The organism is Oerskovia enterophila (genome assembly GCF_044748475.1).
Lineage (GTDB): Bacteria > Actinomycetota > Actinomycetes > Actinomycetales > Cellulomonadaceae > Oerskovia > Oerskovia enterophila.
In genome coordinates this window covers 33,900-50,555 of the sequence record NZ_JBIVFZ010000008.1, presented here as the reverse complement: position 1 = coordinate 50,555, position 16,656 = coordinate 33,900, and the positions used below count along the sequence as shown (strand labels likewise).

Sequence of the window (16,656 nt, the reverse complement as noted above, 5' to 3'; positions counted from 1 at the left end):
GACCCGCGCCGCGGGCCGCCCTCGCGCGCCACGACGCCGGACCTCTCGAAGGAACCACCATGACTGCACGCACCACCACCCACCCCTCGTCCCGATCCGCTTCCGCCCGCCCGCGGCGTACGGCCCTGCTCGGCGCGGCCGTCACGACGCTCGCGCTGCTCGCGGTCGCGGGATGCTCGACGACCTCGGCCGACACCTCGTCCGGTGCGCCCGCGCCGAGCGCCTCGTCCGGCAGCACGTCGACGGGCACGGCAGCCGACCACCTGACCGCGACCGACCCCTGGATCAAGGCGGCCGACTCCGGGATGACGGCGGCCTTCGCCGTCCTGCACAACGACGGCGACCAGGACGTCACGGTCGTCGGCGCGACGTCCGACCTGTCCCCGGTCCAGATCCACGAGATGGCGACCGACGACTCGGGCGCCATGGTCATGCGCGAGAAGGAGGGCGGTCTGACGATCCCCGCGGGCGGCGAGCGCGCGTTCGAGCCGGGCGGCGACCACCTCATGCTCATGGAGCTCTCGTCACCGGTCGAGCCCGGGGCCGAGTACGACGTCACGCTCGAGCTGAGCGACGGCTCGACGCTCGTCGTCACGGCTCCGGCCCGCACGTTCGCGGGGGCCAAGGAGGACTACGACGAGGGTCACGAGGGTCACGACATGAGCCACGATGGCTGACCGCGCGTCCCGTACGGGCCTCGGTTCCGCCCCCGATCAGGAACCGACGCCGCCCGCCGACCCCACCCGGCGGGCCAGGGTCTCGCGCCGGGCGTTCCTGGTCGGCGGGGCCGCCGCGGGTGCGGTCGCGGTCGCCGGTGCGGGAGGTGCGTGGGCCGGGAGGGCCACGGCCCCCGCGACGGGAGCGGCGTCGTCGGGCACCGCAGGAGCCCTCGCGCTGCACGGTGACCTGCGCGTGCCCTTCCACGGCCCGCGCCAGGCGGGCGTCGAGACGCCTCCCCAGGCGTACCTGACGCTCGTCGCGCTGAACCTCGCCCCCGGCACCGACCGGGACGCGCTCGTGCGGCTCATGCGGATCTGGACCGACGACGTCGTGCGTCTCACCGAGGGGCGCCCGGGCCTGACCGACACCGAGCCCGAGCTCGCCGAGGTGCCCGCGCGCCTCACGGTCACGGTGGGCTACGGGGCCGCGGTCTTCACGGCCGCGGGCCTCGAGGACCGGCGTCCCGCCTGGCTGGGTCCGCTGCCGGCGTTCGCCGTGGACCGGCTCGAGGATCGCTGGAACGACGGTGACCTGGTGCTCCAGGTCTGCGCCGACGACGAGGTCACGGTCTCGCACGCGGTCCGGATGCTGCTCCGCGAGGCGCGGGACTTCGCGTCGGTGCGGTGGCTGCAGAAGGGCTTCCGGCGGTCGGTCGGGAGCGAGCGCGCGGGCCGGACCATGCGCAACCTCATGGGGCAGATCGACGGGACCCGGAACGTGGACCCCGTCGCGGACGCCCCGCTCGTGTGGTCGGACGGCACGGACGGGTGGCTCGCGGGCGGCACGTCGATGGTCGTGCGGCGCATCCGCATGGAGCTCGACACGTGGGACGAGGTCGACCGTTCCACGCGCGAGGCCGTCATGGGGCGTCGCCTCGCGGACGGTGCGCCGCTCACGGGCGAGAAGGAGCACGACGAGCCGGACCTCGAGGCGGTCGGTCCGCACGGGTTGACCGTGATCGGGCCTGCGGCGCACGTGCGGAGGGCTCGGACCAGCGACCCGGCCGAGCGGTTCCTGCGGCGCGCGTACAGCTACGACGACGCACCCGACGTCGCGACGGACCCTGGCGCGCTCAGCAGCTCGGGCCTGGTGTTCGTGACGTTCCAGGCGGACGTCGACCGGCAGTTCGTGCCGGTCCAGCGGCGGCTCGACGAGGTGGACCTGCTCAACGAGTGGACGACGCCGATCGGTTCCGCGGTCTTCGCGGTGCCTCCGGGCTGCGCCGAGGGCGAGTTCCTGGGACAGGCGCTGCTGGGCTGAGCGCGGCCGACGGGCCGCTCCGCTGCAGATGGTGACACCCGATGTCAGAATGTGATGCGGGTCACGTCGGCGTTCTGTATCAAAGGAGGAGGCCCCTCCTCTGAGTCATGTGAGTGCTCGGTCGTCGATGGGGGTCGTGACGAGCGCGAGGGTCGGAGGCGGCCCGTGGTGTGAGCGCTGCAGGGGGGCGCTCACGCGACGGGCCGCCTCCGGCGCGTCCGGGGTCGGAGGGTGGACCTTCGGCAGAGCGGGCTCGTGTGAGACAGCTGACCTGTGTCGCATTCCTCGGCCAAGCCCCCGTTGGCGATGCCTCGTCGCCACACGATGTCAAAAGGGTGCCACTGGCGGTACCCTTTTGACATGCCGCACGCTCGCGACCGCCTGCTCGAAGGGGCTTTCGACAGCCACGGGTTCGTCCGCCGCGTCGACGCGCTGCGCGAAGGGCACAGCCCGCACGCGCTCAAGCAGCTCGTCGCGCGCGGCTACCTGGAGAAGGTCGCTCATGGCGTCTACCGTGTGACCGTCGTCCCGGTGAGCGAGTACGACGACCTGCATCTGGCAGTGCTGTGGACTGGTGTCGACGAAGCCGCGTTGTCTCACGAGACCGCCCTCGATCTCTACGGGCTCAGCGATGTCAACCCCGACAGGATCCACGTCACCGTGCCCAGGCGTTGCCGAATCCGGCGTGCCGGCGCCGACGGGATCGAGGTCCACCACCAAGACCTCGATACCCGCCAGATCGGATGGTTCGAACAGATCCCGACGGTGACAGCCGCGACAGCGATCGCCCAGTGCATCGACACGGGCACCCCGACCTACCTTCTACGCCAGGCCCTGACGGCGGCCCGCGAGACAGGGCGCGTCACCCCAAGCGAAAGCGCTGACCTGCGAAGGAGACTGGCGAACCGTGACACAGCAGAGCGCTGATCTGCCCGAAGGTCTTGCCGAACTGCCTGCCAAGAACAAGGAACCCGCGTCGGTCACAGTGCTCAACTCTTGGCTCCTGCAGGCCGAGAAGCGCCTGGGGGGCCGCGGCGGCCGCCTGGCCTGGCTCGTTGCATCCACAGTTGTCATCGCGGCGCTACAGCGAGCCCTGGACACAACCGGCCAGCCGCTCTTCCTGCTCAAGGGCGGTACTCTGCTGCAGCATCGGCTTCCCAGCGCGCCCACGCGCGCGACCAAGGACGTGGACGGGCTCATCCGCGGTGATATCGATGACTTCCTTGCCACGCCGACGCAGCCGACATCCAGAGGGCGTACTTGACCATTCGTTCGATCACCAAGGCCTCGTCCCGCCCATGGCTCAGCGCGGCGGCGCCGTGCTGAGGCGCACCGCGAGCTCGGGCAGCACGACCTCGGGCTCGTGCACCGTCGTCGGGTCCGCGATGAGCGCGATCACGTGCTCGACCGCGAGGCGACCGGTCAGGTGGAACGGCTGGCGGACCGTGGTGAGCGGGGGAGCGCAGTACGCGGCGAGCGCGATGTCGTCCATGCCCACGACCGACACGTCCTCGGGCACGCGCCGACCCATCTCGGTCAGTCCGCGGATCAGCCCGAACGCCATCTCGTCGCTCGCGACGAACACCGCCGTGACCTCGGGCAGGCGGCCCAGGACCAGGCCGTTGCGGTACCCCGACTCGGGGCTCCAGTCGCCGTAGAGGACGGGGGGCTCGGTGCACCCCGCGTCCTCGAGCGCGGCCCGCCACCCGGCCGTGCGTCCGTTGGCGTCGTTCCACGACGCGGGGCCCGCGAGGTGCCACACGGTCTCGTGGCCCAGCTCCAGGAGGTGCTCGGTCGCCGCGCGCCCGGCCGCGACCTGGTCGACCGCGACGACCTCGGTCGCCGACGACTGCATGCCGTCCACGACGACCGTCGGGGTCCCGTGGATGAGGTCGCCGAGCGACTCGTCGTCGCGCACGGGCACGGCGATGACCAGGCCGTCGACGCCCTGGTCGAGGAGCCGCTCGACGGCCTGCGCGATCGACGCGGGCGAGAGCGACGCGGTGCTCGCGGTGCTGACGAAGTAGCCGCCGTCGCGGGCCGCGCGCTGCATGCCGAGCATCATGGCGCTGCCCGAGTAGAAGTCGGTCTCGTGCGTGATGACGCCGATGGTCTTGCTGCGCCCGGTCACGAGCGCGCGAGCGAGGCTGTTGCGGCGGTAGCCGGTCTGCTCGACGGCGGCACGCACCCGGCTGCGGGTGGTCTCGTTGACGTTGGGGTGCCCCGACAGGACGCGCGAGACGGTCTGCGCGGACACTCCTGCGACGCGGGCGACGTCGGCCATGGCGGGTCCGCGGCCTCGCGGGGGAGCGACCGTGGTGGTGCTCTGCGCCGGCTCCGACCGCTCGGACCGTGACGGTGGTTCCACGTGCTCTCCTTCGGGCGTGAGGGCCGCTCGCGGAGCGTCGGGCACCTCGGTGTGCGTGGCCACGGATGTGCTCCGCAGCGTAGTGGACGTCAACACCGCAGGCCTGCCTGGCCCACGTCGCCGTCACCCAACTGTTACCTGTGTTGACCATAACAGTCAGAACATGCAGCGAAAAGTGACGGATTCACGCAGACCGAGCATCCAGATGTTGCAAGGGTTGTGATCCATATCAACGGTGTGTCAGAGTGTGCCCCACGCAGACCGCGGCGCCGTCGCCGCTCCATCCTCAGCACAGTGTGGTCAGAAGGAGAGTCATGAAGTCATCGATCATCAAGGCAGCCGGGGTCGCGTCGATCCTCACCCTCACGGTGGGCGGCCTGACCGCCTGCTCGTCCGACTCGACGTCCGGCAGCGGATCGGCCGAGGGCGACGGCAAGGTCAAGGAGGTCGAGGTCTGGACCTGGGCCGCCGGGTACGACGAGGCCGCGAAGGCGTTCAACGCCGCGCACGACGACATCCAGATCAAGTACACGCAGATCGAGCCCGGCAACAAGGGCGGCTACGACAAGATCCGCAACTCGATCACCGCGGGCAACGCCCCGTGCCTCGCCCAGGTGGGCTTCGAGACCCTCCCCAGCTTCGTCGCCGAGGGCAACGTCGTGGACGTCACCGAGTTCGCCTCGGCCGACAAGGACCTCTATGCCCCCGCAGGCTGGGCCGGCGTCTCGGTGGGCGACAAGATCTACGGCGCCCCGCAGGACCAGGGCCCCATGGTGATGTTCTACAACAAGACCGTCTTCGAGGCGAACGGCGTGGCCGTGCCGACCACGTGGGACGAGTACCAGGCCGCGGGCGAGCAGCTCAAGGCCGCGGGCGTCAAGCTCACGGGCACCTACGAGGACTACGACTACTCGGGCTTCGCCTGGCAGGCCGGCGCCCCCTGGTACGAGATCAAGGACGGCGCCTGGTCCATCACGCCCGACTCGCCCGAGAACCTCGAGGTCGCGAGCTACTGGCAGGGCCTGATCGACGCCGACCTGATCGGTGCGGGCATCTGGAGCGACGAGTGGTCCGCGGGCCTCGGTGACGGCTCGATCGCCACGATCGTGGGCGCGGCCTGGTTCTCCGGCATCCTCAAGGACTCCGCGGCGGCCTCGGCCGGCGACTGGGCCGTGGCCGAGCTCCCGCAGTGGGAGGCCGGCGACGCCAAGACCGGCAACGTGGGCGGCAGCCTCTCCGCGGTCCTCAAGGGCTGCGACGACCCCGAGGCCGCCTGGACCGTGGCCAACTGGCTCAGCACCGACCCGGGCTCGGTCGACTCGCTCATCGAGGGCGGCGGCGTCTACCCGGCCTCGGTCGCGGGCCTCGAGTCCGAGCTCCTCACCTCGGGTGACGACTACTTCGGCGGACAGGTCGTCGCCGACGTCTTCAAGACCGCCTCGGGTCAGGTCAACGAGGACTGGGCCTGGGGCCCCGGCGTCTCGACCCTGGTCGGCACGCTCGCCACGGGCATGAAGCAGGCCTACGCCAAGGAGGGCGGCGCGACCGTCGCGACCGCGCTCACGGGCGCCCGCGAGGCGACCGAGTCCGAGCTCAAGCAGCAGGGCATCGCCGTCAACGAGTGACCTGACGGTCCCGCACGAGCGGTGCGACCCGGTCTCGACGGCCGGGTCGCACCGACCGGCACAGCATCACCCGAGCATCACCGCAGCAGAAGGCCCGACGACGCCACGCACCTCCGAGCACCGGTGCACCCAGGCGCGTGACGTCGTCGGGCACCACGACGCATCCCCCTGAGGAACCCACCATGACCACGAGCCTGACGTCGGCGGCACCGCCGCCGGTGGAGACCAAGCCCACGGCGGCCACGCCGCCCAGGCGGCCGCGCAGCCGGACCAGCCGGTACGCGATCTGGTTCGTCGGACCGTTCGTGGTGCTGTTCGTCGGGATGTACGTCGCACCGATCCTCTTCGCGCTCTACAAGAGCCTGTTCCGGATCCAGCGCGACGCGCTGGGCCTGGGCGGCACGCAGGAGATCTTCGACCCCCTGTTCAACTACGCGTACGCGCTGGGTGACGAGAAGTTCATCAGCTCGATCGGGCGCGTTCTCCTGTTCGGCGTGGTGCAGGTGCCCGTCATGCTGGTCCTCGCGCTCGGGATCGCGCTCCTGATCGACTCGGCCTCGGCCCGGGCCAAGGGATTCTTCCGGCTCTCGAGCTTCGCGCCCTACGCGGTGCCGACCGTGGTCTCGGCGCTCATGTGGTCGTTCCTCTACTCGCCCACGAACGGTCCCATGGGTCAGGTGCTCGGGTGGTTCGGGATCGAGGTCAACTTCCTCAGCCAGGACCTCGCGCTGTGGGCCGTCGCCAACGTCGTGACGTGGGGCTGGACGGGCTACAACATGATCATCATCTACGCCGCGCTCCAGGGGGTCCCGGGCGAGGTGCTCGAGGCCGCCAAGCTCGACGGGGCCTCGCCGTGGCGCACCGCGTGGAGCATCAAGATCCCGCTCGTGCGGCCCGCGATCCTCCTCACCACGATCTTCTCGATCATCGGCTCGGCGCAGCTCTACAACGAGCCGTTCGTGCTCAAGCAGAGCACCGGGGCGATCGACGCGAGCTACACGCCGATCATGGCCGCGCAGGCCTCGCTCCAGTCGGCCAACTACCCGTACGCCGCAGCCCAGTCGGTGCTCCTCGCCGTCGGCGTGGCCGTGCTGTCCGTCCTCTTCTTCCGTCTGACGTCCAGGAGGTCCTCGTGACCACGAGCAGCGTGCCCGTCGTGGCCGAGAAGACCGCGGGCAACCGCCTGCGCCGCAAGCGCTCCACCCCGAAGGGGACCCCGGACGGCCTGCGCAAGGACTCGATCGAGACCACGGCCACGAGCCGCATCGCGGTCACCGCGGTGCTCGCGCTGACCGCCGTGTACTTCCTGTTCCCGCTGTGGTGGCTGTTCGTCGCGGCGACCAAGGACGCCGGGTTCACGTTCTCGGGCAGCCCGTTGTGGTTCTCGAACTTCGACCTCATCGGGAACATCCAGGACCTGTTCGCGTACAAGGACGGGATCTTCGCCGTCTGGATGGCGAACTCGGCGCTCTACTCGATCGTCGGCGCGGGGCTCGGGACGCTCATCGCGGTCGCGACGGGCTACGCCCTGGCCAAGTACGAGTTCCGCGGCAAGGGCCTGCTGTTCGGCGTGGTCCTCGGTGCGGTCCTCATCCCCAAGGTGCTGTTCACGCTCCCGCTGTTCCTCATGTTCTCCGCGACGGGCATCGTCAACACCTACTTCGCGGTGCTCCTGCCGAGCATCGTGAGCCCGTTCGGCGTCTACCTGGGCCGCATCTTCGCCGCGAGCTCGGTGCCCGACGAGGTCATCGAGGCCGCGCGTCTCGACGGCGCGAACGAGGGCCGCATCTTCTTCGGGGTCAGCCTCAAGATGATGGCCCCCGCGCTCGTCACGATCTTCCTCTTCCAGTTCGTCGAGATCTGGAACAACTTCCTGCTCCCCTCGCAGGTCCTCATCTCCGAGAACCTGCGGCCCGTCACGGTCGGGCTGGTGAGCTGGAACGCCCTGGTCCAGGCCGGCCAGATCGAGCGGCACATGGTCATCATCGGCGCGTTCGTGGCGGTCGTCCCGCTCATCGTCGCGTTCCTCTCCCTCCAGCGCTTCTGGCGCTCCGGACTTGCAGCGGGGGCTATCAAGTGAGCCAGCACGACCCAGCCGACCGGGCCTCGAGCCCGGCCGGCGGCCAGACCCTGCGCGCCGACGGCGCGTTCCCGTCGACCCTGCGCGCCGACGGCGCGACCCTCGTGCGCGACGGCGTGCCGCACCGGATGCTGTCGGGCTCGGTCCACTACTTCCGGGTCCACCCGGACCTGTGGGAGGACCGCCTCCTGCGCCTGCGCGCCATGGGTCTCAACACGGTCGACACCTACGTCCCGTGGAACTGGCACGAGGCCGCGCGCGGCACGTTCGACTTCACCGGGTGGCGCGACGTCGAGCGGTTCGTGCGCCTCGCGGGCGACCTGGGACTCGACGTGGTGGTGCGCCCCGGGCCGTACATCTGCGCCGAGTGGGACAACGGCGGCCTGCCCGCGTGGCTCACCGCGACGCCCGGGATCCGGCTCCGGTGCAGCGACGAGGCCTACCTCGCCGCGGTCGCGGCCTGGTTCGACGAGCTGCTGCCGCGCATCGCGGCGCTCCAGGCGAACCGCGGCGGCCCGGTCGTGGCCGTCCAGGTGGAGAACGAGTACGGCAGCTTCGGCGACGACCACGCCTACATGGCGTGGGTGCACGACGCGCTCGTGGAGCGCGGCATCGACGAGCTCCTCTTCACGGCGGACGGCCCCACGGACCTCATGCTCGACGGCGGTTCGCTCCCCGGCGTACTGGCGGCGGCCACGTTCGGCAGCCGTCCCGGACAGGCGCTCGACAAGCTCACGGCCCGCCGCGGGGAGCAGCCGTTCGTGTGCGCCGAGTTCTGGAACGGCTGGTTCGACCACTGGGGCGACCCGCACCACGTGCGCGGTGCGGACAGCGCCGCGGCCGACGTGCGCGACCTCCTCGACCTCGGCGGCTCCGTGAGCCTCTACATGGCGCACGGTGGCACCAACTTCGGGCTCACGGCCGGAGCGAACCACGACGGGACCCGCCTGCAGCCGACGGTCACGAGCTACGACTCGGACGCCGCGGTCGCCGAGGACGGGAGCGTGACCCCCAAGTTCTTCGCGCTGCGCAAGGTCTTGTCCGAGCACGCCGCGCACGGGACCCGGATCCCCGAGGACGCCCAGGACGACCGGTGGATCGCGCCGTCGCCCAAGCTCGCCGCGCGCGCCCTGCCGCCCGTGAGCACGCGCCCGCTCCTGCCCGCGCTGCGGGCGTCGGGCGCTGCGGTCGTCCGGTCGTCGCCCCTGACGTTCGAGGAGCTCGGACAGAACGCCGGTCTCGTGCTCCACACGGCCACGCCCGTGCTCCCTCCGGGGGACAGCACGCTCTCGGTCCTCGGGCTGCACGACCGCGCGACGGTCTACGTCGACGGCCGGGAGGTCGGCGTGCTGGAGCGCGAGACCTCGCACCGCGGGCTCACGGTCCACGGGGAGGGCGTGCCCGTGCGGCTGGAGATCCTCGTGGAGAACCTCGGCCGCATCAACTACGGCCCCCGGCTCGGTGAGCACAAGGGGATCCTGGGCGACGTCCTGGTCGAGCGCCGGATCGTGCACGGCTGGACCTCGCGGTCGCTGCCGCTCGACCTGCTGCCCGTGGACGGGCTGTGGGCGGCGGGTGAGCCCGACGCCCACAGCGTGCCCCGCGACGCCGTCGGGCCCCAGGGCGTCCTGGCCCGGACGACCCTCGACCTCGACGAGCCCGCCGACACCTTCCTGACCCTGCCCGGCTGGACCAAGGGCTTCGTGTGGGTCAACGACGTGCTGCTCGGCCGCTACTGGGAGCGCGGCCCCCAGCACACCCTCTACGTCCCCGCGCCGCTGCTGCGCGCGGGGAGCAACACCGTCACGGTCCTCGAGCTGCACGCGGTCGGTTCCGACCTCGAGCTGACGGACGAGGCCGTCCTCGGCGAGCCCGAGGAGTACGTCGAAGAGCTGTGACGCCCGTCGGTCGGGGGACGGCCGATGAACTGCTATCGAAGGAGATCAGCACATGGTTCGACATTCCCCTGGCCCTCGGGCCGGTTCCCACCCGGGTGGCGCCTCGCGCCGTGCCCGCAGCCTCGTGGCGCTCGCGACCGCGGTGGTGGTGCCGTTCGCGGCGCTGCCCGCCGCGGCCGCGGCGGTCCACACCCCGGCGAGCAGCGCGACGTCGCTCTCGGCCCTCGGCCTGACGGCCGAGCAGGTCGCGGCCGCGAGCGTCGAGGGCGCGGCCACGCTGCGCTCGGCGCAGCTCGACGTCCAGGTCGCCGCGGACTTCCCGCGGGTCCTGAGCTACACCGACCGCGCGTCGGGTGCCTCGCTCGCGGGCAGCACCGCGACCGTCACGAAGGTGCGCCTCAACGGCACCGACCGGGCCGTCGCTGTCGAGGCGGGCGAGCCCGGCGAGACGAGCCGGGACTACCGCCTGACGTTCCCCGACCTCGCGGGCGTCAGCATCGACACGCGCCTCGAGGTCGAGGGCAGCGCCGTGACGTTCCGCGTCACAGGCGTGACCGACACCGAGGCGTTCCGCGTCGGGACCATCGAGGTCCCGGGCCACGACCTGCTCTCGGTCTCGTCGGCCGACCCGTCGGCCGTGGTCGCCTCGGCGGTCATCAGCCCGGACCGCGGCAAGGTCGGCGACACGTTCACGTCCGTCACGGGGCAGACCCCCGTCAACGCGAACCCGGTCGGGTCCGCGTACGCGATCGTGAGCACGAGCGCGCTGTCGGCCACGATCGTGACCAACAGCGTCTACGACGAGGCCAACGGCAAGGCCGCCGCGGACGGCAACCGCCTGCAGCGCCAGGCGCGCGCGGCCGACGGCGGCGTGCGCGTGGGCGTCTGGAGCGGCGCGTGGACCTACCGGGCCCAGGGCTCGCCGGTCACCGAGGAGCTCCCGTACGCGACCGTCGTCGTGACGGCCGACGCCAACGCCGACGACAAGGTCGACTGGCAGGACGGCGCGATCGCGTTCCGCGCGACCGCCCCCAAGGCGCTCGGCGCCGACCAGGTCGCCGACCGCGTCGTGACCCACATCCCGTTCAACTTCGCCTCGCAGGCCACGCACCCGTTCCTGCGCACGCTCGACGACGTCAAGCGCATCTCGCTCGCGACCGACGGCCTGGGCCAGATGGCGCTGCTCAAGGGCTACGGCTCCGAGGGGCACGACTCCGCGCACCCCGACTACGGCGGCAACTACAACGAGCGCGCGGGCGGCCTCGAGGACATGAACACGCTGCTCGCGCAGGGCGGCGACTGGAACGCCGACTTCGGCGTCCACATCAACGCGACCGAGGCCTACGCCGAGGCGAACGCCTTCTCCGACGAGCTCGTCGACCCCTCGGCCAAGGGCTGGAACTGGCTCGGCCAGTCGTACTACATCGACCAGCGCCGCGACGTGAACAGCGGTGACCTGGCCGCACGCATCGGCCAGCTCGCCGACGAGACCCAGGGCAACCTGGACCTCCTCTACGTCGACGTCTACTACAACTTCGGCTGGCAGGCCCGCGCCCTCGCGGATGCGGCCCGCGCCAACGACCTCCAGATCGCGACCGAGTGGTCCGACAAGTTCGAGGCGAACTCGCTGTGGAGCCACTGGTCCGCCGACGAGAACTACGGCGGCGCCGCGAACAAGGGCCTGAACTCCCAGATCGTGCGCTTCATCGACAACGCCGAGAAGGACACCTGGAACCCGCACCCGCTGCTCGGCAACGCGCGGCTCGTCGAGTTCGAGGGCTGGACCGGGCAGACCGACTGGAACGCGTTCTACAAGAACATCTGGACGACCAACGTCCCGACCAAGTTCCTCCAGCACCAGGAGATCGTGCGCTGGGGCACCGACCGGATCGACTTCACGGGTGACGTCTCGGCCCGCGGCACGACCGCGGCCGACCGGCAGATCCTCGTCGGGGACGCCGTCGTCGCCCAGGGCGGCACCTACCTCCTGCCGTGGAACGCGACCGACGCCCCCGGGCTCGAGGGAGAGGCTGCCGAGGGCAGCAAGCTCTACCACTACAACCCGGCCGGCGGCTCGACCACGTGGACCCTCACGGACGAGCTCGCCGGGGCCACGAGCCTGACCATGTACAAGCTCACGACCACGGGCCGCGAGAAGGTCGCGGACGTCCCGGTCACGGGCGGCAAGGTCACGGTCGACGCGACCGCGGGCCAGCCCTACGTGCTGTACCCGCAGGGCGTCGCGACCCCCTCGGCCGAGGACGTCGCGTGGGGCGCCGCGAGCGGCATCGCCGACCCCGGCTTCAACGCCGCGACGCTCGACGCGTACGAGACGACCGGCACCACGGGCATCGAGACGCTCGCCAACGGGCAGCGCGTCGCGGCGCTCGGTGCGGGCGCCTCGTCGCTGAGCCAGCAGCTCGGTGAGCTCTCGACCGGTACCTACGCCGTGAGCGCGTGGGTCGAGGTCCAGCCCGGGAAGTCCCGCTCGACCACCCTGTCCGTCTCGGGCGAGGGCGTCGCGCAGACCGCGAGCACCGTCGTCGAGCGCTCGACCGCCAAGAACCTCGTCGCGGCCGACGAGAAGAACAACCGCTACTACCAGCGGGTCCAGGTGCTCGTCGACGTCACGGGCCCGGCCCGCCCGACGCTGACGGTCTCCGCCTCGGCGGGCGACGCCGTCGTGCGGGTCGACGACCTGCGCGTCGTGAGCGCCACGCGCTCGGTGGCCCCGGCCGTCGAGGGCGAGACCGGCACGGTCGTCGCGTTCGAGGACTTCGAGAACGTGCCCCAGGGCTGGGGACCGTTCGTCAAGGGCGACGCGGGCGGCGTGACCGACCCGCGCACGCACATCGCCCAGCGCAACGCGCCCTACACGCAGGCCGGCTGGAACGGGAAGCTCGTCGACGACGCGCTGTCCGGCGACTGGTCGCTCAAGGCGCACGAGGAGAACAAGGGCCTCGTCTACCGCACCGTGCCCAGCACCGTGAAGCTCGAGGCGGGGCGTCAGTACCGCGTGAGCTTCGACTACCAGTCGGGCAACGGCGGCGAGTACCAGTGGGTCACGGGCTACGACTCGGTCGCGAGCGGCGCCCCGGCGTCGGTCGAGACCCACGCGACCCCGTTGGGGCAGCAGCGCACGACCGCGACGTTCTCCGAGGACGTCGTGGCCAGCGGCTGCGGCGACACCTGGGTGGGGCTGCGCAAGCTCACCGCGGGCGGCAACCAGTCCGACCTGATCCTCGACGACTTCCGCGTCGTGGACCTGGGTCCGGCCGAGGCCACCCCGGCCTGCGCGTCCCTGACGGTGTCCCCCGGACCCGTCGCGTTCGAGCCCGACGTCGCGAGCACCGTCACGACGCGCCTCACGGTCCACGAGCCCGTGGCCGTCGCGGACGTCGCGGTGACGCTCGACGTGCCCGAGGGCTGGGAGGTCGAGGCGACCAACGCCTCGACCGCGGCCACGCTCCCGGCAGGCGGCGTCCTGACCACGACGTGGCAGGTCACCCCGCACGGCAAGATCACCGCCGACGCCTACACGCTCACCTCGGGCGGCTCGTACACGACCACGGCTGCGCCCGTCGGCGAGCGGTCGGTCGAGGCCGGCCAGTCGGTGTGGGTCGTCGTGCCGCCGAACGGTGGCGAGAACTGGGTCAGCGACCTGCCGTTCGTCTCGACGACCAACGGGTGGGGACCGGTCGAGCGCGACCTGTCCAACGGCGAGCAGGGCGAGAAGGACGGCAAGCCGCTCTCGCTGCGCGGCGTCGCGCACGAGAAGGGCCTCGGCACGCACGCGAACTCGTCGGTCCGGGTCTTCCTCGCCGCGCAGTGCGACGCGTTCACGGCGACCGTGGGGGTCGACGACGTCCAGGGCACCAAGGGCACGGTGCAGTTCAAGGTCGTGGGTGACGGCACCCAGCTCGCCCAGACCGAGGTGCTCAAGGGCGGCGGCAAGACCGTCGACCTGGACGTGCCGGTCACAGGGGTCCGCTACCTCGACCTGATCGTGACCGACGGCGGCGACGGCAACGGCAACGACCACGCCGACTGGGGCTCCGCCAAGGTGTCCTGCGCCGACCCGGTCGAGCCCGAGCCCGAGCTCGAGGTCACCACGACGGCCAAGGCCCAGTGCACGGCCTCGCGCGTCCAGCTCGCGGTCCGCGCGGTCAACGAGGAGGACTTCCCGGTCGACGTGAAGATCTCCACGCCGTTCGGCACCAAGACCTTCCAGCAGGTCCAGCCGGGCAAGAGCGCCAGCCAGACGTTCGCGACCCGCAAGGACGCGATCGAGGCGGGCACGGCGACCGTGACAGCGACCGCCACGGTCGACGGCAAGGAGGTCACGACCACGATCGAGAGCGAGTACGCGGCCACGAGCTGCGGCTAGCCCGCGAGGCGTCCGCCGGGGGTGCTCCCGGCGGACGGTCGGCGGCCGGTGCGAGCCGGCCGTCGAGCACCACGAGCAAGGCCCCGGGACCCACGACGGTTCCCGGGGCCTTGCTCGTCGTCAGACGGCGTCGGTGCGCGCCCCGAGCCAGGGAGCGAGCACGTCCTCACGGCCGAGCCAGCGCAGCCCGCCGTCGGCGACCTCCTCGCGCGTCGCGAGGATCTCGGTGAACGCCGCGCGCAGCTCATCGCGGTCCCCGGCCGAGTCGGCCGCCCCCGTGAAGACCAGCCGGGTCCGGGGCGCGAGGTCCTCCCAGGTCCCGACCTCTCCGATGCTCAGCTGCCCGCCCGCGCCGTCCCACGCGCACATCGAGTCGGGCCGGTTGGGGACCCAGAACACGCCGCGGCTGCGCAGGCGCCCGGTCCCGAGGCGCCGGACCTGGTGCAGGAGGCGCTGCGGGTCGAACGGCAGGTCGGAGGACAGCTCGAGGGTCCAGGTCCCGGTCTCCTCGTCCTGCCCGACGACGGCGCGCGCCCCGAACGGGTGGGCGCGGCGCTCGGCGCGGGTCGCGTCGTGCGTCGCCGCGGACAGGTCCGCGAGATGCAGCCCGTCGAGGCTGTCGAGCCGGGTCGAGCCGTCGGCCCTGAGCCTGTCGACGAGGCCCGATCCCGTGCGTGCGCTCGCGTGCCGCCTGTCCTGTGCGGCGTGGACCGCCGGGGACGCGCCCGGGTGGGAGGCGCCGTCGGGCAGGGGGCGTGAGCCGGAGAGGTCGGGACCGCTCACGATGGCCGGGGTGGGCGCGCCCGTCGTGACCACGAGGTCGGCGTGCTCGACCTGGGCCGCGAGCACCTCGCCGACCGAGCGGTGGTCGGCGGCGGTGAGCGCGAGGCCGCGCTCCTCGAGCAGGTCGTCGTCGAGGAGATCGGTCTCGACCGCGGCGAGGTCGACGACCGTGAGGACCGTGGCGAGCCGTAACCCGTCGAGCGCGCCGCCGGGCCGGGTCGCGCCGCCCAGGGCCCGCGCGACCGGCAGCGGCTCGGCCGACACGGGCAGGGCGAGGAGCACCTGGTCCCAGCGTCCGTCGCGTGCGAGGCCGCGCAGCGTGGGGATCGCGTCCTCGCGGACCGCGCACGACAGGCACGCGTGCTCGAGGTCGACGAGCGTGTCCTCGACGACCCCGGTCGCGTCCACGACGAGGCGGCGCAGGGTCCCGTCCTCGGCACGGATGTCGTGGCGCAGGACGACCGACCGCGGGGTGTCGGTCACGAGCCCGAAGACCGTGGTGTCGCGCAGCACCGGGTCGATCGTGGCGAGCACGCTGAGCGGGACGCGGCCCGGCGGGCCGCCCGTGTCGGGGGCCGGGCCGCTGCTCGTCGGGGCCGGCGAGGCCGCGCGGCGGCTCGCGGCCGTGCCGGGGGCCCCGGGAATATCTGCGGGCATCTGGACGCTCCACCTCTACAGAGAACGGTTCTCATCAGTCGAGAGCATACCTCTTGACGAGAATCGTTCTCAGTAAGTACCGTCGGGTCTCCACGACCCACCGAAGGGAAGCTCATGTCCGCCGTCTGCCAGGTGCTCGGCACCTCGCCGGGGTTCGGCCGCTCGATCTCGCACTCGCACGTGCGGACCAGGCGTCGCTTCGACCCCAACATCCAGCACAAGCGCTACTGGGTGCCGTCACTGGGCCGGCATGTCAGGCTGAGAGTGAGCGCCCAGGGGATCAGGACGATCGACCGTCGAGGGATCGACGCGGTCGTCGCACGCATCATCGCTCGAGGGGAGAAGGTCTGATGGCAGCACGCACCGAGCTGCGTCCCGTGGTCACGCTGCGCTCGACCGCAGGGACCGGGTACACGTACGTGACCCGCAAGAACCGTCGGAACGACCCGGACCGGCTGACCCTGCTCAAGTACGACCCGGTCGCCCGGGCACACGTCGCGTTCCGCGAGGAACGGTAAGGGGAGCCGCATGGCCAAGAAGTCCAAGATCGCGCGCAACGAGCAGCGCGAGGTGATCGTCGCTCGGTACGCCGAGCGGCGCGCCGAGCTCAAGAGGATCATCGCGTCGCCCAGCGCCTCGGACGCCGAGAAGGAGGCGGCCGCGATGGAGCTGCGCAAGCAGCCTCGCGACGCGAGCGCGACCCGCCTGCGCAACCGCGACGTGGTCGACGGTCGTCCGCGCGCGTACAACCGGCGTTTCGGCCTCTCCCGCATCCGGCTGCGCGACATGGCGCACCGCGGGGAGCTGCCGGGCGTCACCAAGTCCAGCTGGTAGTCGACACCCGTCGAGAGCCCAGCAGTCGAGAGTCGTAGAGGAGC

Annotated in this window: 14 protein-coding genes; 12 read left to right on the top strand and 2 right to left on the bottom strand. The window is 71.7% G+C overall.

Annotated features, from left to right (window positions below):
• The first annotated feature begins 59 nt into the window (after nucleotides 1-59).
• The 4 genes from ACIPWA_RS19610 (at nucleotide 60) to ACIPWA_RS19595 (ending at nucleotide 3,244) form a co-directional block, all read left to right on the top strand.
• Entirely contained in the window at nucleotides 60-677 is a 618-nt protein-coding gene (locus ACIPWA_RS19610; protein ID WP_400292282.1) for a copper chaperone PCu(A)C, read from the top strand.
• Entirely contained in the window at nucleotides 670-1,980 is a 1,311-nt protein-coding gene (locus ACIPWA_RS19605) for a Dyp-type peroxidase (RefSeq protein ID WP_400292279.1), read from the top strand. The genes ACIPWA_RS19610 and ACIPWA_RS19605 overlap by 8 nt, the downstream gene beginning before the upstream one ends.
• Nucleotides 1,981-2,340: 360 nt before the next feature.
• Nucleotides 2,341-2,907 (top strand): type IV toxin-antitoxin system AbiEi family antitoxin domain-containing protein, encoded by a 567-nt coding sequence (locus ACIPWA_RS19600; protein ID WP_082608331.1) that lies wholly within the window; start codon nucleotides 2,341-2,343, stop codon nucleotides 2,905-2,907.
• Nucleotides 2,888-3,244 carry a hypothetical protein gene (locus ACIPWA_RS19595; RefSeq protein WP_400292275.1) on the top strand — a complete coding sequence of 119 codons (357 nt, stop codon included), beginning with the start codon at nucleotides 2,888-2,890 and terminating at the stop codon, nucleotides 3,242-3,244. The genes ACIPWA_RS19600 and ACIPWA_RS19595 overlap by 20 nt, the downstream gene beginning before the upstream one ends.
• 39 nt (nucleotides 3,245-3,283) lie before the next feature.
• Here ACIPWA_RS19595 and ACIPWA_RS19590 read toward each other — a convergent pair whose 3' ends face one another.
• Nucleotides 3,284-4,348 (bottom strand): LacI family DNA-binding transcriptional regulator, encoded by a 1,065-nt coding sequence (locus ACIPWA_RS19590; RefSeq protein WP_400292273.1) that lies wholly within the window; start codon nucleotides 4,346-4,348, stop codon nucleotides 3,284-3,286.
• 314 nt (nucleotides 4,349-4,662) lie between these two features.
• On the opposite strand from ACIPWA_RS19590, the gene ACIPWA_RS19585 reads away from it, so the two are divergent.
• The 5 genes from ACIPWA_RS19585 (at nucleotide 4,663) to ACIPWA_RS19565 (ending at nucleotide 14,338) form a co-directional block, all read left to right on the top strand.
• Nucleotides 4,663-5,973: an ABC transporter substrate-binding protein gene (locus tag ACIPWA_RS19585; protein ID WP_056644416.1), complete on the top strand. Its 1,311-nt coding sequence runs from the start codon at nucleotides 4,663-4,665 to the stop codon at nucleotides 5,971-5,973.
• A 182-nt stretch (nucleotides 5,974-6,155) separates the two neighbouring features.
• Nucleotides 6,156-7,109, top strand: coding sequence for a carbohydrate ABC transporter permease (locus ACIPWA_RS19580; protein ID WP_056761102.1), 954 nt, complete (start codon nucleotides 6,156-6,158; stop codon nucleotides 7,107-7,109).
• Nucleotides 7,106-8,053, top strand: coding sequence for a carbohydrate ABC transporter permease (locus tag ACIPWA_RS19575; protein WP_400292271.1), 948 nt, complete (start codon nucleotides 7,106-7,108; stop codon nucleotides 8,051-8,053). The genes ACIPWA_RS19580 and ACIPWA_RS19575 overlap by 4 nt, the downstream gene beginning before the upstream one ends.
• Complete coding sequence (locus ACIPWA_RS19570) at nucleotides 8,050-9,951, top strand: glycoside hydrolase family 35 protein (RefSeq protein WP_400292270.1); 1,902 nt, start codon at nucleotides 8,050-8,052, stop codon at nucleotides 9,949-9,951. Before ACIPWA_RS19575 ends, ACIPWA_RS19570 begins: the two co-directional genes overlap by 4 nt.
• 52 nt (nucleotides 9,952-10,003) lie before the next feature.
• The gene (locus ACIPWA_RS19565) at nucleotides 10,004-14,338 is read left to right on the top strand and encodes an endo-alpha-N-acetylgalactosaminidase family protein (protein WP_400292269.1); all 4,335 of its coding nucleotides are present in this window, start codon (nucleotides 10,004-10,006) and stop codon (nucleotides 14,336-14,338) included.
• A 120-nt stretch (nucleotides 14,339-14,458) separates the two neighbouring features.
• Here the strand turns inward: ACIPWA_RS19565 and ACIPWA_RS19560 are convergent, their stop codons facing one another.
• Nucleotides 14,459-15,778 (bottom strand): CobW family GTP-binding protein, encoded by a 1,320-nt coding sequence (locus tag ACIPWA_RS19560; RefSeq protein WP_400292268.1) that lies wholly within the window; start codon nucleotides 15,776-15,778, stop codon nucleotides 14,459-14,461.
• A 114-nt stretch (nucleotides 15,779-15,892) separates the two neighbouring features.
• On the opposite strand from ACIPWA_RS19560, the gene rpmB reads away from it, so the two are divergent.
• Genes rpmB through rpsN form a run of 3 tightly spaced genes read left to right on the top strand, consistent with a single transcriptional unit; the run spans nucleotide 15,893 to nucleotide 16,612 of the window.
• On the top strand, nucleotides 15,893-16,129 hold the full coding sequence (rpmB, locus tag ACIPWA_RS19555) for a 50S ribosomal protein L28 (RefSeq protein ID WP_056644422.1): 237 nt from the start codon (nucleotides 15,893-15,895) through the stop codon (nucleotides 16,127-16,129).
• Nucleotides 16,129-16,296 (top strand): 50S ribosomal protein L33, encoded by a 168-nt coding sequence (rpmG, locus tag ACIPWA_RS19550; protein WP_056644425.1) that lies wholly within the window; start codon nucleotides 16,129-16,131, stop codon nucleotides 16,294-16,296. The genes rpmB and rpmG overlap by 1 nt, the downstream gene beginning before the upstream one ends.
• Before the next feature lie 10 nt (nucleotides 16,297-16,306).
• Nucleotides 16,307-16,612, top strand: coding sequence for a 30S ribosomal protein S14 (gene rpsN, locus ACIPWA_RS19545; protein ID WP_400292267.1), 306 nt, complete (start codon nucleotides 16,307-16,309; stop codon nucleotides 16,610-16,612).
• The last annotated feature ends 44 nt before the right edge of the window (nucleotides 16,613-16,656 follow it).

What these genes read in the sequence shown, in the direction of transcription:
- ACIPWA_RS19560 (WP_400292268.1), bottom strand. Translation starts at nt 15,778, where the DNA reads ATGCCCGCAGATATTCCCGGGGCCCCCGGCACGGCCGCGAGCCGCCGC.
- rpsN (WP_400292267.1), top strand. Translation starts at nt 16,307, where the DNA reads ATGGCCAAGAAGTCCAAGATCGCGCGCAACGAGCAGCGCGAGGTGATC.
- ACIPWA_RS19605 (WP_400292279.1), top strand. Translation starts at nt 670, where the DNA reads ATGGCTGACCGCGCGTCCCGTACGGGCCTCGGTTCCGCCCCCGATCAG.
- ACIPWA_RS19610 (WP_400292282.1), top strand. Translation starts at nt 60, where the DNA reads ATGACTGCACGCACCACCACCCACCCCTCGTCCCGATCCGCTTCCGCC.
- rpmG (WP_056644425.1), top strand. Translation starts at nt 16,129, where the DNA reads ATGGCAGCACGCACCGAGCTGCGTCCCGTGGTCACGCTGCGCTCGACC.
- ACIPWA_RS19565 (WP_400292269.1), top strand. Translation starts at nt 10,004, where the DNA reads ATGGTTCGACATTCCCCTGGCCCTCGGGCCGGTTCCCACCCGGGTGGC.
- rpmB (WP_056644422.1), top strand. Translation starts at nt 15,893, where the DNA reads ATGTCCGCCGTCTGCCAGGTGCTCGGCACCTCGCCGGGGTTCGGCCGC.
- ACIPWA_RS19580 (WP_056761102.1), top strand. Translation starts at nt 6,156, where the DNA reads ATGACCACGAGCCTGACGTCGGCGGCACCGCCGCCGGTGGAGACCAAG.
- ACIPWA_RS19585 (WP_056644416.1), top strand. Translation starts at nt 4,663, where the DNA reads ATGAAGTCATCGATCATCAAGGCAGCCGGGGTCGCGTCGATCCTCACC.
- ACIPWA_RS19600 (WP_082608331.1), top strand. Translation starts at nt 2,341, where the DNA reads ATGCCGCACGCTCGCGACCGCCTGCTCGAAGGGGCTTTCGACAGCCAC.